Source organism: Shewanella sp. SG41-4 (assembly GCF_014164505.1).
Lineage (GTDB): Bacteria > Pseudomonadota > Gammaproteobacteria > Enterobacterales > Shewanellaceae > Shewanella.
Map to the genome: position 1 here is coordinate 1 of NZ_JACJFI010000041.1, position 24,459 is coordinate 24,459.

Consider the following 24,459-nt stretch of genomic DNA (forward strand, 5'->3'; position numbering starts at 1 on the left):
CCAAGATACGATTAATAGTATTTTAGCGATTCATTAAGGAAGTTCTGATGTCCAGTAATCAAGACCCTTGCGCTCAACCAGCATTGCTTCATCCCGATCAAGCGATTGAGCAACTTTTAGCTCAAGTTGAAGCAACCCAAGAGACCGAGCTCGTCACATTAACCCAAGCTATCGACAGAGTGCTCGCGGAAGATCTAGCATCGAGTATTGATTTACCGCCATTTGATAACTCAGCAATGGACGGTTATGCATTTCGTTTTACCGATTTAGCCGCATCACAGGATAAAACAACCCTTACCCTCGTAGGTAGTTCTTTTGCTGGTCACCCTTTCAATGGCAAAGTGTCACTCAATAGCTGTATTCGTATCATGACTGGCGCCCCGGTACCTGTGGGTTTTGATACTGTGCAAATGCAAGAAAAAGCCCAAGCAGACGAAAACCAAATTACCATCGAGCATCCGCATCGATTAGGCGCTAATGTGCGCTATCGTGGTGAAGAACTGCGTGCAGGTGCAAAAGTATTGCACCAAGGCATCACAATCCGAGCAGCTGAAATGGGCGTACTCGCCACTATCGGTATTAGCCAAGTTAGAGTGACACGTAAATTAAAAGTCGCCTTCTTTTCCACTGGTGATGAGTTACGCCCAGTGGGAAGTGAGCTGGCTCCTGGACAGATTTATGATTCTAACCGCTATTCAATCCAAGGCTTACTGAGTAAAAGCCATGTTGACTGGATTGATTTAGGCGTTATAGCCGACAATAAAGAAGCCATTCGCGGTGCCTTTAAAGAAGCCGCCAGCAAGGCTGATATGGTATTAACATCCGGCGGAGTCTCAGTAGGAGACGCCGACTTCACTAAACAAATTTTGTCTGAAGAAGGCAAAATTACCTTTTGGAAACTTGCTATTAAGCCAGGTAAGCCATTCGCATTTGGTAAAATTGATAACGCTATTTTTTGCGGTTTGCCCGGTAATCCCGTTTCTTCAATGGTAACGTTTTATAAACTCGTGTTGCCCATTCTAAATAAAATGCAGGGACTCAAGCCAGTTAAACCATTATTTTGCCAAGCAAGGTTACTGACAGATATACGAAAACACCCTGGTAGAGTCGAATATCAACGCGGCATACTCAGTCGTAATGAAATGGGTGAGCTTGAAGTTGCGATTACTGGCGGCCAAGGTTCAGGCATGCTCACATCAATGAGTTTAGCTAATTGCTTTGTGATATTAGATCAATTCCAAGGCGACAAACCAACAGGCACCCAAGTCACCGTAGAACCTTTTAATAACGTGTTGTGTTAGGAATAGTATGGATTCACTTGATCAAGAGATACTCACTGATAATGAAATGCTACGCTACAGTCGTCAGATCTCTATTAAGGCTATCGATATCGATGGCCAAGAAAAGCTCAAGCTTGCCAAAGTATTAATTATTGGCGCTGGCGGTCTAGGCTGCGCAGCAAGTCAATATCTTGCCGTGGCTGGAGTTGGGGAAATTACCTTAGTTGATTTTGATACTGTAGAGCTGTCCAATTTGCAGCGTCAAGTATTGCACTACGACGCCAATATTGGTCAAGCAAAAGTTGAATCGGCTAAACAGACACTGATGCTGCTTAATCCATTGATTAATATCAATACCATCAATAAGTTGTTAGATGATGATGAGATTAATGCATTGGTGAGTCAACATAGCTTAATTCTTGATTGCACCGACAACATGCTAGTGCGTGAACAGCTTAATAAAAGCTGTTTTGAGCACAAAGTGCCTTTAGTGTCGGCCGCGGCTATTAGAATGGAAGGCACTGTTACAGTATTTGACTACCAACAAGACAGTCCTTGTTATCAATGTTTTGGTGCTCTGTTTGGTGAGCAACAATTAACGTGTGTTGAAGCGGGTATTCTTGCGCCTGTGGTCGGCATGATTGGTTGTATTCAAGCAACAGAAGCCATAAAAGTCATCACGGCTATCGGCGCGCCATTAACGGGTAAGTTGTTAATGATTGATGCTATGACCATGGAGTTTAGGCAAATGCGTTTACCTAAACAACCACATTGTAAAGTTTGCAGTGTTAATCAGTAGATAACATCACATCTCTATAGTCATGGTTCTTTAGATATAGTTCTTTAGATATAGTGATGGTGCTAACGCGCTGGCGAATGTACAGCGCCAGAGTCGCTTAATACGCTATCAGCTAAATCGACTGATGGCGCTATCACCAATTGCGCTTTAGCAAGCTGTTCACGTTCGGCTTTAGCAATATAAGGTGATTTATTGGCGGCATGAAGCTTAGCATTAGCTTTTTTGGCTTTAGCTTTAAGAGTTTGATTAATTTTCTTTTTACGATTCATATTGGTCACTTGATGGCATTTATACGAGGTAATTATAATCTCAAAATGATTAAAACCCTATAGATTCCAGCTTATCAGTGACCAAACAGCATCAATCGAATATGGTGTTAAACATTATTCTTGTAAGACCACCCACAAAGCATGAACAAGCCCTGGTACAAAAAAGAAAATACATAACAAGATATTAATTAATAAGTCTTTACCCATGCCTTTTTTGAGCAAAACTGCCACTGGGGGCAGTAAAATCGCAATAATCACCAGCAATAATTTATTAGAATCCATTTTAGTTACCTTATTTTAGTTGATTAATTTAGCTATAGTTATTATAAAAATAGTTTACGATACAATTTGTTAACTAGGACCATTTCTTAACTAGGACATTTAGCCTATTATTCTAGTTACGCTTTTGTTATCAAATAATGGCATAGTCTTATTCACGATACTAATGAGTCATATGGAACATAACCAGAGTATTATCTTTGTTCAATTTTTTAGCTTAATAGCGGTAAGTTGCGCTATAGCTTGGACATTGCTTGCCAGTCTATTACGCATCGCACCTAAAGCCAGTTGGTGTTTCGCTGCAACCAATATTTGTACTCTTATTGGCATTTTGCTTTATACCCAACGTACTGAAGCAATTAACTATTTATACTGGTTTGTTGCAGACATGACAATACTTGTGGGTTTTGCTCTGGTGCGTTGGGGCTGCCAACATTTATTTAAGCAGCCTATATCTTACCGATTTGATCTAATACTGCTGGCAACCACGGCATTATTAATGTTGTTGGTACCACCATCTCTGACCTATGCTGTCTACCTAGTGACCGTAATGAGTATTACCGCTGCAACGTTCATCACTCTTAGTGGTATTGATAATTTTCGGGCGGTAAAAAAACACTTACCGCTGCATTATTCAGTCTTGATTAACATACCTTTTTTCACCATCGGTTTATTGTTTATCATCCGCACAGTTGTGCTATTACTTTCCCCAGACGAACTGGCCCACATTTCAGCTGCAGACAAGCTTAACTCATCATTAGTAATGTGGAGCTACATCATATTACTGCTTCTCACTAACCTAGTATTATTTGGTAATGCGTTGACTCGCTTAGTCTACAAGGTCGCCAGATTAGCCAATAAAGATCAACTAACAGGCTTATGGAATAGGCACTCTTTATTAATAAAACTTGAAGAAGTTGATGCCCTTTGGCTTCGAAATGGTTTGGCATATAGTTTAATGGTACTCGACTTAGACCATTTCAAACGCATCAACGATACTTATGGCCATTTAGCGGGTGATATGGTGTTAAAGAATACTGCTGATATATTAAAGCAATCACTGCGGAAAATTGATTTTATCTGTCGTTATGGGGGCGAAGAATTTCTGATTATATTACCAATAACGGATAACAGTGAAGTTCAACTCGTGGCTGAAAAATTGCAACGCAAAATTAATGAAAATACCGTTTTATGGCAAAAAAACAATATCAATATCACCCTCAGCATTGGTTATGCTACTTGTAAAACCCACCTTAGTATTGAACAATTATTACAGTTAGCTGACGACGCTATGTACCTTGCTAAAAGTAAAGGCCGCAATACAATTTGCTCAATGGAAGAGTCAACGGTTAAGCCAACACAACAACAAGAATAATCAACACAAACATAGAATTCATAATGCGCATCATCATCTTTACCAATAACAGCCTAAAACCTATTCTAGACAACAAACGCTTTTATTCAGCTATCTAGTTATCTTGGCTTACAATGGCTCTGATGAAGGCTTGTCTGAGTGGTTTGGTACAATAACTAGCAAGTCGGTCATTGTAAATTTATAATAAATCTAGCTTATTGATTTTCACGATCAGTTAAATGAATTAATCTTAAATAACCTCAACTCGGGATAATAGACGCTATCAAGCAGTCCTTTGTCTCGCTAACGGTGTTGCATTGACTCGCAATAGGTTAGCTATTGACGCGCTAATGCGCCTTGTTAGCAAAAATGACCAGTTTGATATGTATGTCATTTTGCCTTACATATTCCACCTATTAACCCGAGTAGAGGTTAAATAAAAAACATTTAACTAAAATATTGCCATTGAAATTTTTTTACACTAGCCTCAATGGCATATTTAATAAGAAATCACCTTTATATGTACCTTTATGATGGAACATGAATCCACACAAATCTTAATGTAAGTATTGTGTTTACTCGCAGCTACAGCAACCGCCTCTTGGTGGGTTATGGCTTATCCAATGAGAGTTGCACCTAAGGCGAGTATTCTTTTTTCATTAGCAAATTTATGCGTACTTATTGGCATGTTGCTCTACACCCAGCGTACCGACCAACCCAGTTACCTTTATTGGTTCGCGGCTGATGTAATAATCTTACTTGGATTTAGTGCCCTTCGCTGGGGTGCACAAAGACTATACCGATTACCAAGTAGCAAATTATTCGATTTAACCGTCATCACTATCGCGGCGATATTGATGCTTTTGGTCACACCACAACGCACCGAAGCAGTCTATTTGGTATCTATGTTATCTTTAGCGGCATCAATATTATTTTTTGGGCTAGCTCGAGATCATTTACACGCACTTCGAGATACATTTACAGCTTTCGCTACCAACTGGTTAGTGATCCCAATAGCATTAATTGGCTGTTTATTTCTATTAAGGCCCATCATACTTTTATTTTTTCCAGACAAAATAACTGTCTTTGCCACCTTAAACACCGCCGATGCTAAGCCGACCCTATGGGTGTATATCATACTGATTTTACTTGTTAACATTTTAATTGTGGGCAATTCAATCAACAAACTCGTGACAAAAATCCTCACTTTAGCCAACCGTGATGCTCTTACCGGTATTTGGAATCGTCATTCTCTTGATAAACAATTACAACGCATCCACAGTAGTTGGCAAATTTCCAACATACCTTACAGCATCCTCTTAATCGATTTAGACCACTTTAAAATGATTAATGATAATTGGGGTCATGCTATGGGGGATATCGTGCTGGAGAAATCAGCGAATGCTATTAATCATGTTATTCGTAATGAAGATTTTTTATGCCGTTATGGCGGCGAAGAGTTTCTGATTTTATTACCAAACTGCACTCTAGAGCAAGCTCATCAAATGGCTTCACGATGCCAGCAAGTACTTGCCGACCTGGTTATTGATACAGGACAACATAAACTTGCCATTACTGCTAGCATCGGTTGTGCGATTGTTACACCAGACACGCCAATTAAGCACATTCTAGCGCGAGCCGACAAAGCCATGTATGACGCAAAAAAAGCGGGCCGTAATTGCATTGCAACGGCAGCTTAACTTTACCTCTTAGAGGGATGATAGCCAGAGACTAGTCTTAACTCGGCCACGATAAGTCATTCGGTGATTGCCATTGATTAACCATAAGTTGTTGGCATTCTGGCAATAAAAATTGTGCGCCGAATTGAGGCTGTTGTTGGAAAGCATAAACCTGCTCTAGATAAGTAAAATGCAGACTATAAGCATGTAAATAACATCTATCACTCTGCTCATTACCATATAGCGTATCGCCTAAAATTGGCACTCCAATACTGGCTAAGGCCACTCTTAATTGATGGGTTTTGCCGCTCAACGGTTTCAGTAAATACATCCGCATACCAGAGGCAATACTCTGACTAAAAAACTGTGTAACAGCAGGGTTTTCAGTCGTTCGCAGTAACTTATACATACTGCGACGCCCCTTAGCCATGTCGCCAACGTGCCCGCCATGTTTCTTTTTAGGTTTACCACAAGCAATTGCCAAATAATATTTTTGAACTTTATGCTCAGTAAACATTTTGGTAAACACATTGGCTGCTTGAGGGGATTTAGCCACAATCAGCAAACCTGAAGTTGGCGTATCAAGCCTATGCACGGGGTAAAGCTTGTAACCTAAATCAGCTTCAGCTTGTGCAATCACTCCCGCACTTCCATCTTGACTGTGAAAATGAACATTAACGGACTTACTGATGACAATAAAGTCTGTTTGATCACTGAGCACTTGATACATAGATTATCCAACAACGATTAAATGGGAGGCTTGTGGGGTTATTTAAAGTGAATACTTACTAGTAAGCCGGGATTATTATCGTGGAGTGAAATCGTCGCTTTATGACGCGATAGAATAGCCTTTACCATCGATAACCCTAACCCTGTACCTTTGTAATGCCGACTTGGATCTAAGCGCACTAAACGATCGAATACCCGTTCTTTATCTTCGTCGATAATACCCGGTCCATTGTCACTAATTTGAATATGTTTACCGTGCTGAATAATATTAATCGTGGCGCCATTTGGTGAATACTTTATCGCGTTATCCACTAGATTAAATAATGCTTGGAACAATAAATACTTATCGCCATTCACGTAAACATCATCTTCTAAACTAATATTCAACACTTGGTCATGACTCTCGGCAATCACCTCTGCCATTTCAAATAAATCTTGGCAGATTTGCTGTAAACTCACCGGCTGTAAATCAAGCATTTGCTGACCTTCTTCGATGCGAGTTAACGATAACAGGGCATCAAAAGTTCCCAAGCAGTGGTCTAATTCTTCGAGTAACTCAGCGGTGGCATCGGCAAGTTCAGATGTAGGCTTTTGCGACAACAGCTCAATACCTATGCGTAAATGCGATAATGGCGTGCGTAAATCATGGGCAATATTATCGGTCACCCCACGAACTGCACGTAAATTTTGTTCTAATGTATCGAGCACTAAATTAAATTGTCGTGCCAGCATGTCAAATTCATCCTGGCTTTCACTGACTGGCAGCCGAGTTTCATAATGCCCAGCTTCAATCTGTTCACTCAAACGGTTATATTCGACCAGTCGTCTAAGGATGGCTTTTGAGAAAATATACCCTAACGCAAGCGTGAGTCCTAAAGTGAATGCTACGGCCCAAAATGCAGCATTAATAAATTTTTCGATTAAGGCCGCAAGTTGATCGGTACGCGTAGCAATTAATACTGGGCCATAACGGGTGATAACTAAACCACCAGTAAGGATATGCAGTTTGTCTGGGCCACCAGTAAAGATAGGAAAATCTTTCGTTTCAGGCAGTTGTGGCATGTTTTCAGGTAAGAAAGTCAATGCGCCTACCATATCTACACTGTTGCGCCATGCAATCAGTGCAGTTTTAGGGTCGGCAGCACGAATTTGAGCTGCAAAACTGCGACGGTTAACCGTTAAGGCTAACTGTTGATAGCGCTGCATTTCTGCAGCAAGATGTTTATCAACTTGATTTTGCTGCTCAATCACTAATTGTCGATAGAGACTAAGCACCAACATAACAATGAGTATGGTTACTAATGTCGAGAAGATTAGCGTGATCCGCCACGCACTACTTTGGTAAGGCTTAATGCCTTTTACAAAGGCGATATCCAGCCCCTCTAACGGTTTCAATTAACTCACCATGTCCAAGTTCTTCAAACTTGCGACGTAACTTGGCAATATGCACATCAATCACATTGGTGCGAGGATCAAAATGGTAATCCCACACAGCTTCAAATAATAATGTGCGGCTAATTACTTGATTAGGATGCTCCATCAAATATTTAAGCAATTGAAATTCTTTTGGTTGAAGCATTAACTCGCTATCGTCAAGGGTGACTTTACGGGTTAATAATTCCATCTTTAAACTGCCCACTTCAATTTCAGTCGCCGCGGGTTCTACCACGTTACGTTGAGCAAGTTTTTCAGCGCGTACTAACAATTCTGCAAAGGCAAATGGCTTGGTCATGTAATCATCACCGCCCGCACGTAAACCTTTTACACGCTCATCAACATGACTTAATGCCGATAAAATAAGTACAGGTGTTTTGTTACCACTGGTACGCAGAGCAGACAATAATGTTAAGCCGTCTAGCTTTGGTAACATGCGATCGAGGATCAGTAAATCATATTGGTTATGTTTGGCTAACGTGAGGCCTTCTTGGCCATCTGTAGCGCTATCAACTTGATATTTCTGTGCCGTAAATCCGTCGGCTACATACTTTAATGTAGTAGCATCATCTTCAACCAATAATATACGCATAGTCATAGAGTCTTTAATCCCATTTGAGCAGAGGTAGTGGACGTAGAGTCTCAATATCGAAAGCAATAGTATTTCTACTATCTTGATTGAGTAATTTTAGTTCGAGATAACTAATTGATAAATCGTGGTCCAATTCCGCCTGTGTTAAATATCCTTTTTGGTTTTCAATCGCGAGGGTAACTAATTCCGAAAACGTCATATGCTTAGCTCGCAGCTTTTTTGCCGCATTAACTTGGCCAATATCATCAGAGGCATAAGCAGACGATTTTTCAGTTAATAATGTACCGTCTAAAGCTCGATATTCGTATTTATTGATTCGGTGTGTCTCTACGTTAACCATAGAAATTTTGTACACCAGCAAACCTTCTTCAACATCAACATCAAAGTCACATATGGTGCCTTCGTCTTGTTGTTCTAATTGTTCCATGACCGTTATTGGCTTTAAAAAGTCACCATTGATCAATAAAGAGTGCATAGATGGAGTGGCCATCACGGCACAAGGAAGAAAGCATATTGCTAGCAGCAACCGAACCATCACAAGCCTCTATATAATTGAAAATTCTATCACACGACTACTCTACCTAAGAGCAGCCAAAGTCCCAAGAAATCTAAGATTAATAATTGATCATAAATACCATTTTTCAGTGAGATGGGTTGTCGTTGTACAATGTTTTTTAGAAATACAGGTTCTGGTAAACCTATACAAATCAGCCCAAATGGGACGGTTTTATATCAAATGCGCTATTTAGATCGTTAAATGGCCTTATTCAAACATCAATCCCCAGTTTATTATCCGAAAATGACATTCTGAGCGATAAAAAGAATTATTTAAACTCAACGCGGGTTAAGAAGTGGGATATGTAAGGCAAAAATACAATATTCGCCTATTTTATTTCAAACTTGGTTATCCGAGTTCAGACTGTGCACTTAAAATATGAATTTGATCTGACTTAAGCGCAATAGTCGTTTGCACTCCTGGCACTAAGGCTAACTTATGCACTAAATGCGTCGGCACATCTGCATTGATAATAGATCCAATACCAACAACTGACGCTATCACTCGTGACGATTCACCCATCACCAACACAGACTCAATTAATACTTCTAATTTATTTAAGCTTTTACATAGACGACCGCTGCTAATGGCGTTAAAACGAATACCTTGGTTTGGAATAACCCAACGGATAGATTGGCCGACAGCTAATGCTGGTGCACTGTCGCTGACAATCAATTCATCACCCAGCGTAAACTGGGTCATATTACGTTCAATATCTTGCGATACGACTTGACCGTCAAAAATATTCCTCAGGCCCATTTGCCTTGCAACCGCTTCATTATTAGGATGAGATAACACCTCAGATGGTTTGCCTTGTTGCAGCATTTGGCCCTGACTAATGAGTATCATTTTATCGGCCAATAACAACGCCTCATGGATGTCATGCGTTACCATAACCACTGGGATAGACAATTGCTGTTTTAACCGAGCTAACTCAATATACAAGCGTTCCCGAGTTTCTTTGTCTACCGCAGAGAAGGGTTCATCTAACAGTAGAATAGCTGGCTCACGAGCCAGAGCACGGGCAAGCGCAACTCGTTGACGTTGTCCGCCAGACAATTGCGCGGGTAAGCGATCAGGCAATCCATGTAAATTAACACGCTCTAACCAATCTAATGCTCGCTGTTTGCGTAATTCTTTTGGCACATGATCAAGCCCAGAAATCACATTGTCGAGTGCTGATAAATGTGGAAAAAGGCCAAAATGCTGTGGCATATAACCAATATGCCGCTGCTGGGGAGTTAACGAAATAGACTGCTCTGCATCAAACCATAATCTATCACCACAATGAATGTGACCCCGTTGAGGTAAACTCAAACCGGCAATCATTCTCAGTAAGGTCGTTTTACCGCCACCAGAAGGGCCAACAACGGCTAACACTTCACCGGCCCGACAACTAAAATGAGCTTCCAATGGAATGGGAAGTGTTTGTGAAATATCACATATAAGATCAGCGTTGTGAGGCATCACGATGCCCTCCTAAACGCTTCGACATACTGGTAGTGAGTGCTAACGCACTTACCGCAAACAACAATAATACTAAAGACATCATTCCGGCAGAATCAAAATCGAATGCCTGCACACTATCATAAATCGCTATTGAGATGGTTTTGGTTTCGCCGGCAATATTACCGCCCAGCATCAACACCACACCAAATTCGCCCAACACATGGGAAAAACACAGTACCACGGCCGTTAATACTCCAGGCCATATCATGGGTAATTCTATTCGAAAAAAGATCCGTAATCGACTCATGCCACAGCAAGCTGCAGCATCACGAATGTCGATCGGAATCGTTTCAAAAGCACGCTGAATAGGCTGAACCGCAAAGGGAATATTGACGATAATGGAAGCGATGACTAAACCAGAGAAATGAAACACCAATTGTTGGCCGGTTAATTGCTCAACCCATTGACCAATTATGCTTTGATTACCTAACCCCACTAGCAGGTAATAACCAATGACCGTTGGCGGCAACACTAACGGCACCATGATCAAAGCTTCAAGCCATGATTTACCTTTAAATTGGTGATATGCCAACGCCCGCCCGACAATAATAGCCAACGGAATTAACAATACTACGGTAAAACAACTCAGTTTGACCGACAGCCACAGAGCTTGCCAATCCATTAATCAGCCTTCTTAACAGCAGGTTTTGGTAAATTAAACCCAAATTGAGACAATACTTTCTGCGCATCGGGTGATTGCATGTATTGATAAAATCGCTCCGCAGTTTCAGATGCATTAGGCATTAATGCCATTCGTTGATTAAGCGGTTGATATAGCGAATCAGGGATAACCACATAATTACCACGCTTGGTAAATTCAGTAGATAGCACCAATGATAACGGCACAATACCACCTTGAGTCGATCCACTAATGGTAAATTGGGCAGCTTGTGAAGCATTTTCGCCTAAAATCAGTTTAGGCTGCAGTGCGTCCCACAAACCTTTTGCTTTAAGTACTTCACGCGCACGTTCACCATATGGAGCATGGTCGGGATTAGCTATCGCAAAACGAGACACCTTTCCATCGGCTATTAATTGCGCTAATCCAACTAACTCAGGATCTAAAATTAACGGCGACTTCTTAGGTGCAGCAAGAGCAAGCCGACCGATGGCATAAACAACGCCATCATTTTGTGTAAAGCCCGCTTGATGTAACCGTTCAATATAATCCTCATCGGCACTGAGCATCATCTCAAACGGTGCACCATGCTGAATTTGGGTGACAAAATTACCCGAAGAACCATAACTGATCCGCAGAGCCAAACCGGTTTGCTGCTGAAAACGTATCGCTATCTCATCTACTGCAAATTTTATGTTGGCAGCCGCAGCAATGGCAGGAGCATCACTCGCGACACTTAAAGAACTAAACCCTACGAAACTGACAATGGTAAAGAATAATGCGATAGCGCCGACTCGGAGTCGAGGCAAAAAAGAGTATGAATGCTGAGTAATGTTGGCATAAATGAAAGACATTGAGGGTTTATCCTTGCTATGTACGAGTCATAGATACGATTACTTTTGCCACATTTTGGCTGCCTGCTGATCGCTATCACGCGCTTCAACCCACTTAGCGCCAGTATCACCCGCTTCAAGTTTCCAAAAAGGTGCTTTCGTTTTTAAAAAATCGATTAAAAACTCACATGCCGCGAAAGCCGCTTTACGATGAGCGCTGGTCACACCAATAAACACTATTTGTTCGCCAAGCGACAACGTACCCACTCGATGAATAATCGTTACTTTATTTAACGGCCAACGTTCACAAGCCTGTTGGCTAATCTGTAATAATACCGATTCAGTCATACCAGGATAATGTTCTAGAGTTAAGTCTGTTACAGCACTACCATCATTAAAGTCTCGCACTTTACCAACAAAATTAACCACTGCACCGTCCTGATTATCACAGGCTAGTAAGGCATATTCATCAGCGACACTAAAATCTTCAGTGTGAACTCGTACAATAATTTGGTTGCTATGATTTTCCATGTTATCCCCCAGTGACTGGAGGGAAAAATGCCACTTCGTCGCCGTCGTTTACGGGTGAATCCCACTGGCTCATGGTTTGATTAATCGCCACCAGCAATTTGTCTGATGCCAACACTTTCGCCCACTTCTCATCGGTGGCTGCAAGCGCTGCACGTAATGCTTCGGCAGTATCAATGTTATCAGCACTATGTTCGACTTTAGCGGTGCCTAATAACTCGCGGATTTGGGCAAAAAATAACACTTGGATCATAGTGGTCTCTCAATGCATTAATTCATAAATATACTGGGTGTGCGTTTGGCTTGTAGGGCTGATTAGGCTTTAAAATGGCCAGATTTGCCACCGCGTTTTTCAAGTAAATGCACTTGAGAAATAATCATGTCTTTTTGTACAGCCTTACACATGTCATAAATGGTTAAGGCTGCTATAGAGGCCGCCGTTAGCGCTTCCATTTCAACACCGGTCTTACCCGACAACTTACATAAACTGGTAATGCGCACGCGGTTATGCTCAGGCTGAGCCTCAAGCTCCACCTCTACCTTGGTCAGCATCAAAGGGTGACATAATGGGATCAAATCAGATGTTTTTTTAGCTGCTTGAATACCGGCAATACGTGCGGTAGCAAATACATCGCCTTTGTGATGGCTGCCATTCATTATCATGGCTAAGGTTTCCGGTGCCATATCAATAAAGGCTTCTGCGCGCGCTTCGCGCTCGGTGACGGCTTTTTCAGTCACATCGACCATATGGGCATTGCCATCGGCGTTAATATGGGTAAAACAATTGCTCATGCTTTTTTACTGCCTTAATCAAATTCAATGTCTATCGACTTAGCGTAGCAAGTAATGCCACGTCAGCCGGTTTCGCTCAATAACGGCTTAACCACCAATAGAGGCGAGGTGCTGAGTCACACCCGTAATACCTTGATGTAAAAAGTGGGTTTCTTTTTTCTGCGCTAATTGACCGTGCAAACGACTAATTAATTCATCTCGCTGCGAAGCATCTTGTATTAAATCACGCAAATCGACGCCATTTTCAGTAAACAAACATAAATGTAATTTACCTTTTGCAGAAACTCGTAAACGGTTACAGCTGGCACAGAAGTTCTTTGCGTAAGGCATAATTAATCCAATACGACCTTGATAGTCTGCATGGCTAAAATTTTGTGCAGGCCCGTCATCAACATTAGGTAGATCGTATAACCAACCTTCTCGCTCAAGTTGTTTTTTTATATCAACCCCAGCTAAATGATGCGAGTTAAAATAATCGTGGCCTAAGCCTGTTTCCATTAACTCAATAAACCGTAAATCGATAGGCGTGTTTTTGATCCACTGTAAAAAGCGCGGTAAATCTTTGTCGTTTAAGCCTTTCAATAACACGGCATTGACTTTAACGCGCTCAAATCCCGCTTCAAGAGCGGCTTCTATACCGCGCATCACTTGGTCAAATTTGTTTTCACCAGTAATTTGATAAAACATTTTAGGATCTAAACTATCAACTGACACATTAATACGGCGTAAACCGGCGTCATACCATTCTTTGGCATGCTGCTGTAAACGATAACCATTGGTGGTCATCGCTACGGTATTAATATTGGGATTGTCGGCAACGATCCGCACAATATCGGTGAAATCTTTGCGCAAAGTGGGCTCACCACCGGTGATACGAACTTTTTGTGTTCCCACCTCACCGAAACCAGCAACCAGATTTTCAATCTCATTGAGCGTCAAGAAGGTAGGTTTACCATCCGGACGATAACCGTCGGGTAAACAATAAGTGCATTTGAAATTGCAAACATCAGTAACTGACATGCGCAAATAGTGAAATCGTCGACCAAAGCTGTCTTGTAATTGGGACATGTTAACCTTTCCAAGTGTGGGAGGTGAGTGCATTTCTTTACTCACCCCGGTGGCAAAATTACCACGGCTAACTGCCCATATCATTGACGTAGGGCAAAAAGCTCGGAGAACCGTCAGATCCAATTATAGGCCTAATTACCGTTTTACAAATACCCCTTTAGGCGAATATCTTAGCTTGAAAGACTATATCGTTAACTATTTGTGACTCTACTCACGCTAACAAGATTGTGTTTGCCACTGTGACAAACGTTCATTTTGCGGTAAGGTGAGTAAAGGATAAACGATCGTTTACTTATTTTAATCGTTATAAAAAACAATAAACCCGCAATGAACGGGAAACTTTAAAAGGTGAGATGATGGAACGCGAGTCAATGGAGTTCGACGTAGTAATTGTCGGTGCTGGCCCTGCAGGTTTAGCCACCGCTTGTCGTTTAATGCAAATATCTAAAGATGCCGATAAAGAAATCACTGTTTGCGTGGTAGAAAAAGGCTCCGAGGTTGGTGCCCATATTTTATCGGGTGCCGTATTTGAACCCGATGTACTGGACGAATTATTTAATGATTGGCGTGATTCAGACATCCCGTTAACCACCAAAGTCACTCATGACGAAATCTACCTGCTAAACTCAGAGACACAGTCTCGCTTAATGCCTAACAGCTTAGTGCCTAAAACCATGCACAATGATGGTAACTACATTATTAGTGTGGGTAACCTAGCCCGTTGGTTAGCCAACAGAGCCGAAGCCATGGGCGTAGAGATTTTCCCAGGTTTTGCAGCCAGTGAATTACTGTTTAATGAAGACAACAGTGTTAAAGGTATTTTAATTGGTGATATGGGTGTTGGCGAAAATGGTCAACATAAAGACAGCTATATGCCGGGTATGGAATTACATGCTAAATACACCGTGTTTTCAGAAGGCTGCCGTGGCCATCTAGGTAAACAACTAATCCAAAAATACCATTTAGACAATGGTAAAACGCCACAGCATTATGGCTTAGGCTTTAAAGAAATTTGGAAAATCCCTGCTGAGCAACATCAGCAAGGTAAAGTGGTTCACACTGGTGGTTGGCCACTCGTGAATGGCTCATCTGGTGGTGGATTCCTATACCACATGGAAGACAACCAAGTTGCTGTTGGGTTAATTATCGATTTAAATTATAAAAACCCTCATCTCAGCCCATTTGATGAATTTCAACGCTATAAAACTCACCCTGTGATTGCCTCGACATTAACGGGCGGTGAGCGCTTATCTTATGGTGCTAGAGCTATTGCCAAAGGCGGTTTAAATTCATTACCTAAAATGAGTTTTCCTGGTGGTTTAATCATTGGCTGTAATGCGGGTACGCTTAACTTTTCTAAAATCAAAGGGACGCATACGGCAATTAAGAGCGGTATTATTGCAGCAAAAACTTTAGGTGAAGGCTTAATTGCCGGGCTTGAAGGCGGCAAAGATCTTGACTGCTTCCAAGACCGTTTCGAAAAGAGCTGGCTACATGAAGAGCTTTATAGCTCACGCAACTTTGGTCCTGCCATGCATAAGTTTGGTACGCTACTCGGTGGCGCCTTTAACTATATCGACCAAAACTGGTTTGGTGGTAAGTTTCCGGTGACCTTTAGAGACACCACTCCAGATTACGCCACGATGGGCTTAGCGAGCGATTACAATAAAATTGACTATCCTAAACCTGACGGCAAGTTGAGTTTTGATAAGTTATCGTCAGTATATCTGTCGAATACTTTTCATGAAGAAGATCAGCTGTGTCATTTACGTCTAAAAGACCAAAGCATCCCAATATCGGTTAACTTAGTTAAATTTGATGAACCCGCGCAACGTTACTGTCCTGCCGGCGTTTATGAAGTTGTTGAAGAAGCCGGTGACAAAAAGTTTGTCATTAATGGTCAAAATTGCATTCATTGTAAGACTTGTGACATTAAAGACCCGAGCCAAAACATTACCTGGGTCACACCAGAAGGCGGCGGCGGACCAAACTATCCAAATATGTAAGCGAACCAATAGTTAAAATATTGGCGCAGTCAAAAAAACGCACTTAAATATAGGTGCGTTTTTTTTGTTTTATCGACTATCATTACCCACATAAAATCAAAAAACCTACACCAAAAGACTATTTTGCTGACGGAATCAACTTAACTGCAAAATAATTATCAATTTATTGCCATTGTGTCCGATATACCATAGAGATACTCCCAAGAGGCTGTTGTAGATGAATACACTTACCATTAAACAAAAAATATTACTGACCGTGACGGTTGCTGTATTGCTATCGACGATCTTAGTCGGATTATTAAGTCAACGAAGTGCAAAGCAAGTTGTTGAGCAGCGGATGCTAAACTCGGAAATGCCGAGCTTACTCATGCAAATTCGCAATGAAATCGATCTCGAAATCAGTAGTTTAATGAATGCGGCGGAGCAGCTAGCCAACAGTAAAATGTTGCTTGAATGGCTTAAAGATGGTCGCCCTGCTGACCAAGAAAACCTCGTTATTGCAGAACTTAATAGCGTAAAAAATCAATACGATTTAGCCCAAGCGTCTTACGCTGACCGCGAAACCGCAGCTTACTATACACAGGACGGTTTTTTACGAGTATTAACTCCAGAACAAGATGCTTGGTTTTTTGATTATCGCAAGAGTAAACAAGAGCGGATGCTGAATGTATTCACAGAACCTAGTAACGGTGACGTTAAGCTTTACATCAATTATCAACAACCTGAAGGTCGAGGCTTAGTGGGTCTAGCAAAATCTTTAGATGATATGGTTAATTTGCTGGCTTCGTTTAAAATCGAAGATAGCGGCTTTGTATATTTAGTTGATACAAATGGTGACGTCAAACTGCATCAAGACACCCGCAAGATAGGTAAAAGCAAGCTCAGCAACTTATACCCAGGTGCCAATACTAATCAGTTGTTAAACAAAAGTGACTTCAATTTAGTTAAAGCCGATGTCGATGGTCAGCAGATGTTGATTGCCAGTAGCTACATTGAATCGATGGATTGGTACTTGGTTGCTCAAGTACCTGAAGCGGAAGTATTTGCCCTGTTACAAGAGTCGGCTTATCAGATTTTATTGTGGACCGTACTCATCGCTGCAGTATTTATTGCTATTTCGATTGCCGTTGCTGGTTCGGTTAGCCGCCCTATTGCACATATTGCCGAGCTATTTCGTAACATTGGTGAAGGCGAAGGCGACTTACGTCAAAGATTACCGGTTAATGGTGATGACGAAATTGCCCAGCTTGCTCGAGGCTTTAATAGCTTCATCAGCAAAATCCAAGATACCGTGATCGAAGTAGCTAAAACCAGCGAGCAGCTAGGTTTATCAGCACATGATGTATCAAACCAATCGCATCAAACGTTAGCAGATAGCCAGTTACAAAAAGACCGTACCATCATGGTTGTCACCGCAATTAATGAAATGGGCGCTACGGTTAATGAAATTGCTAGCAATGCAGCTCAAGCAGCGGTCACCGCGCGTGATGCTGATACTGAATCCGTTGATGGTCAAAAAGTAGTCACCCGTGCGCGTTCAACGATTAATCAATTATCTAAAGACGTAGAGCAAGTCGGTGAAGTTATTGAGTCGCTAGCGACACACACTAAATCGATTGGCAGTATTTTAGATGTTATTCGCGCCATTTCAGAACAAACTAACTTACTAGCACTTAACGCGGCAATTGAAGCTGCTCGCGCCGGAGAAGCGGGACGTGGCTTTGCTGTGGTAGCTGATGAAGTGCGTAACTTAGCTTCTCGAACTGCTGCATCAACGGACCAAGTGCAAAATATGATTGATAAGCTTCAATCTGAAACTAGTCGTGCCGTTAATGCGATGGAGCAATCTCGTAGCCGCTCACTAGAAGGTGTTACGGCTGTTGATGAAGCAAGCCAGTCGTTAAGTGGTATTAGCGAGCGTATTGCGCTGATTAGCGATATGAACATTCAAGTTGCTGCTGCGACAGAAGAGCAATCTACCGTAGTTGAAGACATTAATCGTAATGTGACTGAAATCAACGATATTACTCAACGAACAGCAGATACCGCTCATGCGGCTGCAAATGCGAGTAAATCATTGAATCAGTTAGCCAGTCGACTTGATGTTTTAGTGGCTCGTTTTAAAGTGTAATACCTTTAGAAATCGCTTTAACAAAAACGCCACTCATTTGAGTGGCGTTTTTTATGGTTATTACATTAGGTCATTACGATATGCTTATAGTGCGGGTTACTTAATAAACCGGATAGTGAGCGGGTATTGGTAAGCTATGCCATCGCTGGCTTTAATAATGGCAATAATGGTACAAATAATATCAAGTAATGCCAAGGCGGCTAATAATATGACTCCCACGCCAATCAAAATTAATATTGCTGACACCATGGCATATATCATTAAGCTCAATTTAAAATTAAGACAGTTCTTTCCGCATTGGTTGGCAAACTCAAATTCATCACGCTTCATTAACCACACAATTAAAGGGCCTAAAACACTTCCTAGTGGAAATACATAACCAGCAAAACTGGCGGCGTGGATCAATAACCCCATATCTTTGGCTTGCTTGCTAACGTCGTCTATCGGTTCAGTCATTTGATATTCCTTATCATGTTATTTTTATCATATTGTTCTTATTATACAGGGAGGTATTAACTGGCGTTGCCATATAAGCGCATTGCCCAATCTTCTATACTTTGTTGATCAAGTCGGCGTTGCAATGAATTAACCCAACTTTGTGCTAAACCGTCGCACTCAAGTAATATCTGATATTGCCTTGCATCAAATTCGGCTAAAAAGTAAATCTGCATCGCTTTAGCCACGCTAATATCTGTTTTTCTTTCTAGCAGACTAATACTGTCACACGGACGAATATCACCTTCAGACAACACCCGATAAAACCAGCCGCACATACGACTCTCTTGCATGGCCAAGGCAAACTTAGGATGGCCAAATTGTAGGTTGAGTTTAAAACAAGGTGAACGAGGCTGAGTAACTTGCAAGGTAACATCACCAATTTGGATGATGTCACCGATATTTACTTGCGCTTCATTAAGGCCAACGGTACTGATATTCTCACCCATTGAAGGCGCATCTCGAAACGTTGACATTAAATCCCAGCGGCGATACTGACCATAATGCTCACGCGGAAAATGATGCAACACTCTATCGAGCCCGCCATGATGTTTAGGGTCTGCCTCGCGATTACCTACTACGTGGTCAAATCGCACGATCAACTGCTTAGCGGCATGTTTTTGGTTAATGCAACTGGCAACACCATTGTGCATTTGCACTTGGTCGCCTAAATACAGCCCAGAAATACTCTTTACCAATCGCTTACTCATCCAGCATGTCCTTGCTTAAGCATGATTATAGAGTGCCAATATACCCAATTTTCAGACAAAAAAAAGCCTTACAGGGGAAGTGTAAGGCTATAAATAAAATGGGAGATAATGTAGCAAAAATAATAGCTAAAAAATGGTCTGAACCATTCGACGCTATAGAAGTTGTTTAGACGCGCTCATCATAAAGGCCAACTATGACACTAAAATGACAAGCCAATACTATTTTTAGATCTCCGCATACACTTAACAGCGCGCAGCATTAACCTGAAAACCGTAACTTAACCCAAGTTGAGCTTAGGCTAGATACTGCTTAAGAGCTTCACCAGGAATTGAGCTTTTGGTTGCTACCGCAAATGATGCCCACAACGCACCTTCATGCATCGCATCAGTAATAGGCATCTGCTGACATATACCATGAATAACACCTGCTGCATAAGCATCCCCTGCTCCCGTAGTATCGACCACATCGGCTATGACAGCTGGTACATGTTGTTCTCCAGTAGCGCTATACACCATCGCCCCTTGATCGCCATCAGTAACAATAAAGTGTTCCAATGCATCGCCAGCAATGGCTTGAGCAAACCGCCATGGCCCCTGATTACAGCGGCCTTGCATATCCGTAATTGATGCAATCAGCACATGACAAGGACGATTACGTTCATCCTTAGCTAATTGCGATATCACTTTACAGTTAGGATTACACGCCATCGCGTCAGCCGCCCAAGCGCCAGCACCTTTGGCGGAAGAGTTAATATAAAAAGCATCCCAATGCTGCCAATCTGGTGGTGCAGGAAGTTCAAAAATAGGTCGCTGAGGTCGAATAATGGTTCGCTCACCATCGGGCGTCATTACCAGTAACATCTCACAAGTATTGCCATCAAAACGATGCACTAAACGACAATCAAGCCCTAAGGTACTGGCTTTAGCTAAAATCCAGTCGCCTATATCATCACTACCAACTTCGCTCACCAATGAAACATTATGTTGAGCCCACACCAAACCTAATCCGGTGTTTGCGCCGCCGCCACCTAAACGCAATCCACCATCCTGATAATGAAACCGACCACCTGTTTGTAGGGGCTTATCAAGCATTAAAATGCGATCACAATTGATATTGGCAAGCAAAAGAATATTGGCCATGCAACTCACCTAAAAAAGCGTAGATAAAAAGAGCCTTGAGTATAGCAAAAAGGCCGTGATTATCACGGCCTTTGGTTATCTAAACAAAATTACATATCAGTTGCGCCAAGTGGTTGTCGTAATTGGGCGCGTACATTGTCCATGCCGGAGTAAAACTCCTTCATCATTAACAACCCCATCATTTTACCATTATCGGTCACAATCAATTCGTCTGGGTTGACCGGGTCATTTTTAATGGCTCCCATGGCTTTCATTGAGGCCATTTCTTTAAACAAGGCGGTGTCTAAATTAACGTTAAAAGTGTCGCGGAAATATTTACGCGATAAACGCCCCGAAAACATCCCCAGTAAAAAGCGATATTGCATCACTTCTTTTAATTGATATTTTTTCTGTTGCTCAACGGCCATACGCCCTTCAGCAATACGTTGTTGATATTTTTTCAGTGAAAATGTATTCACGTATAGGGTGTCATTTAAAAAACTAAACGAACCTGAACCAACTCCGAGATATTCATCATAATCAATAACATATTCATCAAATCCTTCATCGTTGGCTTTACCAAACGCCCAAGCCGACAATTGCGTGTATTGCCCCGTTAAGTGATTTAAAATCTGCCGATACTGATTCACCATGTCACTATGAGGCGCAGCTAACTGGCCTTTTACGCTTTTACGAGTTTGATGGGTAATCATCAGTGGATAAGTGGTAATTTGGCGCGGGTCGAGCTTAGATGCCATTTCAAGATCCGACTGGATAATTTCATCAGTTTGACCACGAAAACCGAAAATGAGATCGACATTGATGATCGGAAACAATTCTTTGGCGGCCATAATGCGGTCAAAGGTTTGTTGGCCAGAGCCAAACTTGTCTAGGCGATCGGTCATTTTTAAAATGCCATCGTCAAAGCTTTGTACCCCAATCGACATTCTGTCTACTAGGCCTTTTAATTGCTTAAATTCAGGGCTGGCTAAATGTTGTGGATCAGACTCACAAGACACTTCTTTAATGCCAGGAAACAGATTTTTTGCATGCTCGATGGTACGAGCTAACTCGTCTTCAAGCACAGTAGTCGTGCCGCCGCCAATGTACATAGACTCAAACTCATAGCCCAAATCTTTGGCCATTTGCATCTCTTTGCGCAGCGCGACAAAGTATTCGCGCGCTTTGTCTTCACGAAATAGAAAACGGTGGAAAGTACAAAACGAGCACAAGGTATGACAAAATGGAATATGGGCATACAACATGTACTTTTTGCCTTCTACGGGCTTAGGCATACGGTCTGTAGAAATAGTGTCTAGACGTAAATTTTTATCCACATAATACTGCATCACCCGCTCCATAGAGCTAATCATCCAATTGGGGACGGTAATATTAGATTGATAAGGTTTAATCAACTCCTGGCTGGCTGACTGAATAATTGAAGACATAAAAAATCCTAACTGAATGAAGCCCTGAGAGCAAAACCATTGAAGAACAAAGCGCTAAATAAATGACGCATACGGTAGCAGGCAAACAAAATATCACTTGAGAGATAGCTAAAATGTGAAGTAGCTAATAGATATGCAAACTAGCACGGTTATCACCGTCCATTTGTTAAGCAGATCATGTTTTAGACACTGCTGTTGAGTGATAACGAAAAGATTATTATTAGAAGAAGCATAAGCAGATAAAACACAGCCAGATACGCGCACGACCAAAGCCGAACCCGCATGCAATAAAACGCGTAGCAAATGTTAATTAAAAATTATCAATGAGTAACGAGCATTAACCATCAGCCAATTTAAATGAAATCATAAACAAGGTTTGCTGGTTGGGATAAACCGTTTGAATAAGCTGTTTTAACTCAACCAATGGCAAGCTTTCTTGAGTAGCATGAAACTCGTTAATATCATCGAATGCTAATGGCTCAACAGCCAAAATAATGATATCGCACACCTTAATATGGCTTTCGAGCGTAAACACTTCAACCTGACTCCCGGGCAGGTAATGATTTTCGCTGGCATCACGAATGGTTATCGTCTTCTGCCCTGATGCTACTAGCGGCGTTAAGAACTCAAAAAAGGTAATTGTCGTAGGGGCAGTCATCAGTGGCAACCTTCATTAACACTATAAAGTGCCCACCAGGAGCACATTAGTTCAGCTCAAATTCGCATTATAATCTAGCGTATTCGCCAGGGCTTTGATCAAAGTAACGTTTAAACTCACGGCTAAATTGAGCCGTGCTTTCATAACCCACCTGAGTTGATACTTCTTTTACTTTTAGATTTTGCAATTGTAATAATGCTTTGGCTTTATTAAGGCGAATCTTTTTTAAATATTGTATTGGTGATGAAGCTGTAACTTCTTTAAAGCTACGATGGAATGCCGATGGGCTCATATTCACCAAGCTTGCTAATGTGTCTACTTCAACCGACTCACCATAATGTTTATGAATGTAGTTAAGGGCTTTTTCTACCCTCGATAAACGAGTATGACTTAACGACAACGCATAAAGTGGAGCCGCATTGGGGGAATCTAATAAACGATATAACAGCTCAAGCACTAACGCCTCACCCATCACTTTAGCTTCTAACGGCGACTGCAACGCTTGTAATAACCGAATAACGCTGCAATCCATATCTTCAGTGTTATCTGCAACAAAAAAACCACTCTGGCGCGACTCGTTCAAATCTTTAGGGATTTGATGATGCTCATCCATTAAACGGATAATGTAATTGAGTTGTACTAAATCAATATCAACCATCAGCACCAATACAGGTTCTTCAATGCTAGCAAAGGTTTCACACTCTACCGGCAATGGTACTGTCATCACTAATGAGTGCTGGCGGTCGTATTCAAATATTTGGTTATCTAAATAAACCCGCTTTTTACCCTGACCGACAATAAGTACACCTTGTGAATAACACATTGGTCCGCGCGCACCATATTGTGAGCTGCGAAACACATGCACTCCGGATAAATGCGTATCATTGACCCCTTCTTTTGAGGCCAGTTGTGCCATTAATGTTGCAATCTCACTCATACCTTTCTCCTAAGAACAAACCTTGACACCGATACTATCAAAAAAGCAGTAAAAGGTATTAAACTTATCAATAAACCACCAAATTTATACAATATAGATAGGAATAGGCATGAACACGATAGTTCTGTGTATGTTTTTTTTGACTCAAAGGGCTATCATAACCACATGATTTATTGTTGCTGTTGTGTATAAACAACTTATATAAACATTCAGCCAACTATTTTGTTTCACCGCTAAACCAAAAGGCGTCCATTATGCTTAATTTTGATTATCGTAACCCTACTCATGTTGTTTTCGGTAAAGACCGTATCGCAGAGTTAGACCAACTTGTCCCAGCAAATGCACGAGTATTAATAACTTACGGTGGCGGCAGCGTACAACGCTTCGGCACACTTGATAAAGTCAAAGCAGCTTTAGGTAACCGCACAGTATTTGAATTTGGCGGTATTGAAGCTAACCCTAAGTACGACACACTGATTAAAGCCGTTGAAGTTGCTCGTAAAGAAAATATCGACTTCTTACTCGCTGTTGGCGGTGGTTCAGTGATGGACGGCACCAAATTTATTGCTCTAGCCACTCAGTTTGACGGCGATACCACAACCTTACTACATCATGGTTTTACACCTGTACCTGTG

26 protein-coding genes and 1 riboswitch are annotated in these 24,459 nt (G+C 41.5%); of the genes, 7 read left to right on the top strand and 19 right to left on the bottom strand.

Annotation, left to right across the window (positions count from 1 at the left end; translation table 11 throughout):
• Positions 1-47: 47 nt before the first annotated feature.
• Together moeA and moeB are read left to right on the top strand one after the other, a co-directional pair.
• Positions 48-1,301 carry a molybdopterin molybdotransferase MoeA gene (gene moeA / locus H5202_RS06245; protein ID WP_182771306.1) on the top strand — a complete coding sequence of 418 codons (1,254 nt, stop codon included), beginning with the start codon at positions 48-50 and terminating at the stop codon, positions 1,299-1,301.
• Positions 1,302-1,308: 7 nt separating this feature from the next.
• Positions 1,309-2,079 (top strand): molybdopterin-synthase adenylyltransferase MoeB, encoded by a 771-nt coding sequence (gene moeB / locus H5202_RS06250; protein ID WP_182771307.1) that lies wholly within the window; start codon positions 1,309-1,311, stop codon positions 2,077-2,079.
• A 62-nt stretch (positions 2,080-2,141) separates the two neighbouring features.
• Here moeB and H5202_RS06255 read toward each other — a convergent pair whose 3' ends face one another.
• Positions 2,142-2,348 (bottom strand): DUF2986 domain-containing protein, encoded by a 207-nt coding sequence (locus H5202_RS06255; RefSeq protein ID WP_182771308.1) that lies wholly within the window; start codon positions 2,346-2,348, stop codon positions 2,142-2,144.
• A 114-nt stretch (positions 2,349-2,462) separates the two neighbouring features.
• Entirely contained in the window at positions 2,463-2,630 is a 168-nt protein-coding gene (locus H5202_RS06260; RefSeq protein ID WP_011635586.1) for a YqaE/Pmp3 family membrane protein, read from the bottom strand.
• A gap of 172 nt (positions 2,631-2,802) precedes the next feature.
• Here H5202_RS06260 and H5202_RS06265 point away from each other — a divergent pair, with 172 nt between their 5' ends.
• Positions 2,803-4,002 (top strand): GGDEF domain-containing protein, encoded by a 1,200-nt coding sequence (locus H5202_RS06265; RefSeq protein WP_182771309.1) that lies wholly within the window; start codon positions 2,803-2,805, stop codon positions 4,000-4,002.
• Positions 4,003-4,604: 602 nt separating this feature from the next.
• Positions 4,605-5,681, top strand: coding sequence for a GGDEF domain-containing protein (locus H5202_RS06270; protein WP_182771310.1), 1,077 nt, complete (start codon positions 4,605-4,607; stop codon positions 5,679-5,681).
• Positions 5,682-5,718: 37 nt separating this feature from the next.
• Here H5202_RS06270 and H5202_RS06275 read toward each other — a convergent pair whose 3' ends face one another.
• The 11 genes from H5202_RS06275 to moaA all read right to left on the bottom strand — a co-directional run bounded on the left by H5202_RS06275 (position 5,719) and on the right by moaA (position 14,320).
• A complete protein-coding gene (locus H5202_RS06275; protein ID WP_182771311.1) occupies positions 5,719-6,390 on the bottom strand; it encodes a pseudouridine synthase in 672 nt (223 codons plus the stop codon).
• A 38-nt stretch (positions 6,391-6,428) separates the two neighbouring features.
• The gene (locus H5202_RS06280; protein ID WP_182771327.1) at positions 6,429-7,670 is read right to left on the bottom strand and encodes a sensor histidine kinase; all 1,242 of its coding nucleotides are present in this window, start codon (positions 7,668-7,670) and stop codon (positions 6,429-6,431) included.
• A gap of 67 nt (positions 7,671-7,737) precedes the next feature.
• Entirely contained in the window at positions 7,738-8,415 is a 678-nt protein-coding gene (locus H5202_RS06285) for a response regulator transcription factor (RefSeq protein ID WP_041413271.1), read from the bottom strand.
• Positions 8,416-8,428: 13 nt separating this feature from the next.
• Complete coding sequence (locus tag H5202_RS06290; protein WP_259397206.1) at positions 8,429-8,890, bottom strand: hypothetical protein; 462 nt, start codon at positions 8,888-8,890, stop codon at positions 8,429-8,431.
• Between the two features lie 429 nt (positions 8,891-9,319).
• Positions 9,320-10,438 (bottom strand): ABC transporter ATP-binding protein, encoded by a 1,119-nt coding sequence (locus H5202_RS06295; protein WP_182771329.1) that lies wholly within the window; start codon positions 10,436-10,438, stop codon positions 9,320-9,322.
• On the bottom strand, positions 10,422-11,102 hold the full coding sequence (modB, locus tag H5202_RS06300) for a molybdate ABC transporter permease subunit (RefSeq protein WP_182771312.1): 681 nt from the start codon (positions 11,100-11,102) through the stop codon (positions 10,422-10,424). The genes H5202_RS06295 and modB overlap by 17 nt, the downstream gene beginning before the upstream one ends.
• Entirely contained in the window at positions 11,102-11,953 is an 852-nt protein-coding gene (gene modA / locus H5202_RS06305; protein ID WP_182771313.1) for a molybdate ABC transporter substrate-binding protein, read from the bottom strand. Before modA ends, modB begins: the two co-directional genes overlap by 1 nt.
• A 39-nt stretch (positions 11,954-11,992) precedes the next feature.
• Complete coding sequence (gene moaE, locus H5202_RS06310; RefSeq protein ID WP_182771314.1) at positions 11,993-12,463, bottom strand: molybdopterin synthase catalytic subunit MoaE; 471 nt, start codon at positions 12,461-12,463, stop codon at positions 11,993-11,995.
• A gap of 1 nt (position 12,464) precedes the next feature.
• Positions 12,465-12,713 (bottom strand): molybdopterin synthase sulfur carrier subunit, encoded by a 249-nt coding sequence (gene moaD, locus H5202_RS06315; RefSeq protein WP_182771315.1) that lies wholly within the window; start codon positions 12,711-12,713, stop codon positions 12,465-12,467.
• Positions 12,714-12,775: 62 nt separating this feature from the next.
• Positions 12,776-13,252: a cyclic pyranopterin monophosphate synthase MoaC gene (gene moaC / locus H5202_RS06320; RefSeq protein WP_182771316.1), complete on the bottom strand. Its 477-nt coding sequence runs from the start codon at positions 13,250-13,252 to the stop codon at positions 12,776-12,778.
• Positions 13,253-13,339: 87 nt separating this feature from the next.
• The gene (gene moaA / locus H5202_RS06325; protein WP_182771317.1) at positions 13,340-14,320 is read right to left on the bottom strand and encodes a GTP 3',8-cyclase MoaA; all 981 of its coding nucleotides are present in this window, start codon (positions 14,318-14,320) and stop codon (positions 13,340-13,342) included.
• A riboswitch (molybdenum cofactor riboswitch) is annotated at positions 14,308-14,440 on the bottom strand. (Overlaps the previous gene by 13 nt.)
• Before the next feature lie 236 nt (positions 14,441-14,676).
• Here moaA and H5202_RS06330 point away from each other — a divergent pair.
• Both H5202_RS06330 and H5202_RS06335 read left to right on the top strand, forming a co-directional pair.
• Positions 14,677-16,326, top strand: coding sequence for an electron transfer flavoprotein-ubiquinone oxidoreductase (locus H5202_RS06330; RefSeq protein WP_182771318.1), 1,650 nt, complete (start codon positions 14,677-14,679; stop codon positions 16,324-16,326).
• Between the two features lie 217 nt (positions 16,327-16,543).
• Positions 16,544-18,457 (top strand): methyl-accepting chemotaxis protein, encoded by a 1,914-nt coding sequence (locus H5202_RS06335; RefSeq protein WP_182771319.1) that lies wholly within the window; start codon positions 16,544-16,546, stop codon positions 18,455-18,457.
• A 96-nt stretch (positions 18,458-18,553) separates the two neighbouring features.
• Here H5202_RS06335 and H5202_RS06340 read toward each other — a convergent pair whose 3' ends face one another.
• From H5202_RS06340 to H5202_RS06365, 6 genes are all read right to left on the bottom strand, one after another.
• Entirely contained in the window at positions 18,554-18,913 is a 360-nt protein-coding gene (locus H5202_RS06340; protein WP_182771320.1) for a DUF4870 domain-containing protein, read from the bottom strand.
• Positions 18,914-18,969: 56 nt separating this feature from the next.
• Positions 18,970-19,662: an MOSC domain-containing protein gene (locus H5202_RS06345; protein WP_182771321.1), complete on the bottom strand. Its 693-nt coding sequence runs from the start codon at positions 19,660-19,662 to the stop codon at positions 18,970-18,972.
• A 294-nt stretch (positions 19,663-19,956) separates the two neighbouring features.
• Entirely contained in the window at positions 19,957-20,802 is an 846-nt protein-coding gene (locus tag H5202_RS06350) for a PfkB family carbohydrate kinase (protein WP_182771322.1), read from the bottom strand.
• A gap of 89 nt (positions 20,803-20,891) precedes the next feature.
• Entirely contained in the window at positions 20,892-22,229 is a 1,338-nt protein-coding gene (locus H5202_RS06355) for a coproporphyrinogen III oxidase family protein (RefSeq protein WP_182771323.1), read from the bottom strand.
• Positions 22,230-22,566: 337 nt separating this feature from the next.
• Positions 22,567-22,887 (bottom strand): N(4)-acetylcytidine aminohydrolase, encoded by a 321-nt coding sequence (gene yqfB / locus H5202_RS06360; protein ID WP_182771324.1) that lies wholly within the window; start codon positions 22,885-22,887, stop codon positions 22,567-22,569.
• 67 nt (positions 22,888-22,954) lie between these two features.
• Positions 22,955-23,824 carry an AraC family transcriptional regulator gene (locus tag H5202_RS06365; RefSeq protein ID WP_182771325.1) on the bottom strand — a complete coding sequence of 290 codons (870 nt, stop codon included), beginning with the start codon at positions 23,822-23,824 and terminating at the stop codon, positions 22,955-22,957.
• Between the two features lie 254 nt (positions 23,825-24,078).
• Here H5202_RS06365 and H5202_RS06370 point away from each other — a divergent pair.
• A partial coding sequence (locus H5202_RS06370; RefSeq protein WP_182771326.1) for an iron-containing alcohol dehydrogenase occupies positions 24,079-24,459 on the top strand: 381 nt, incomplete at its 3' end.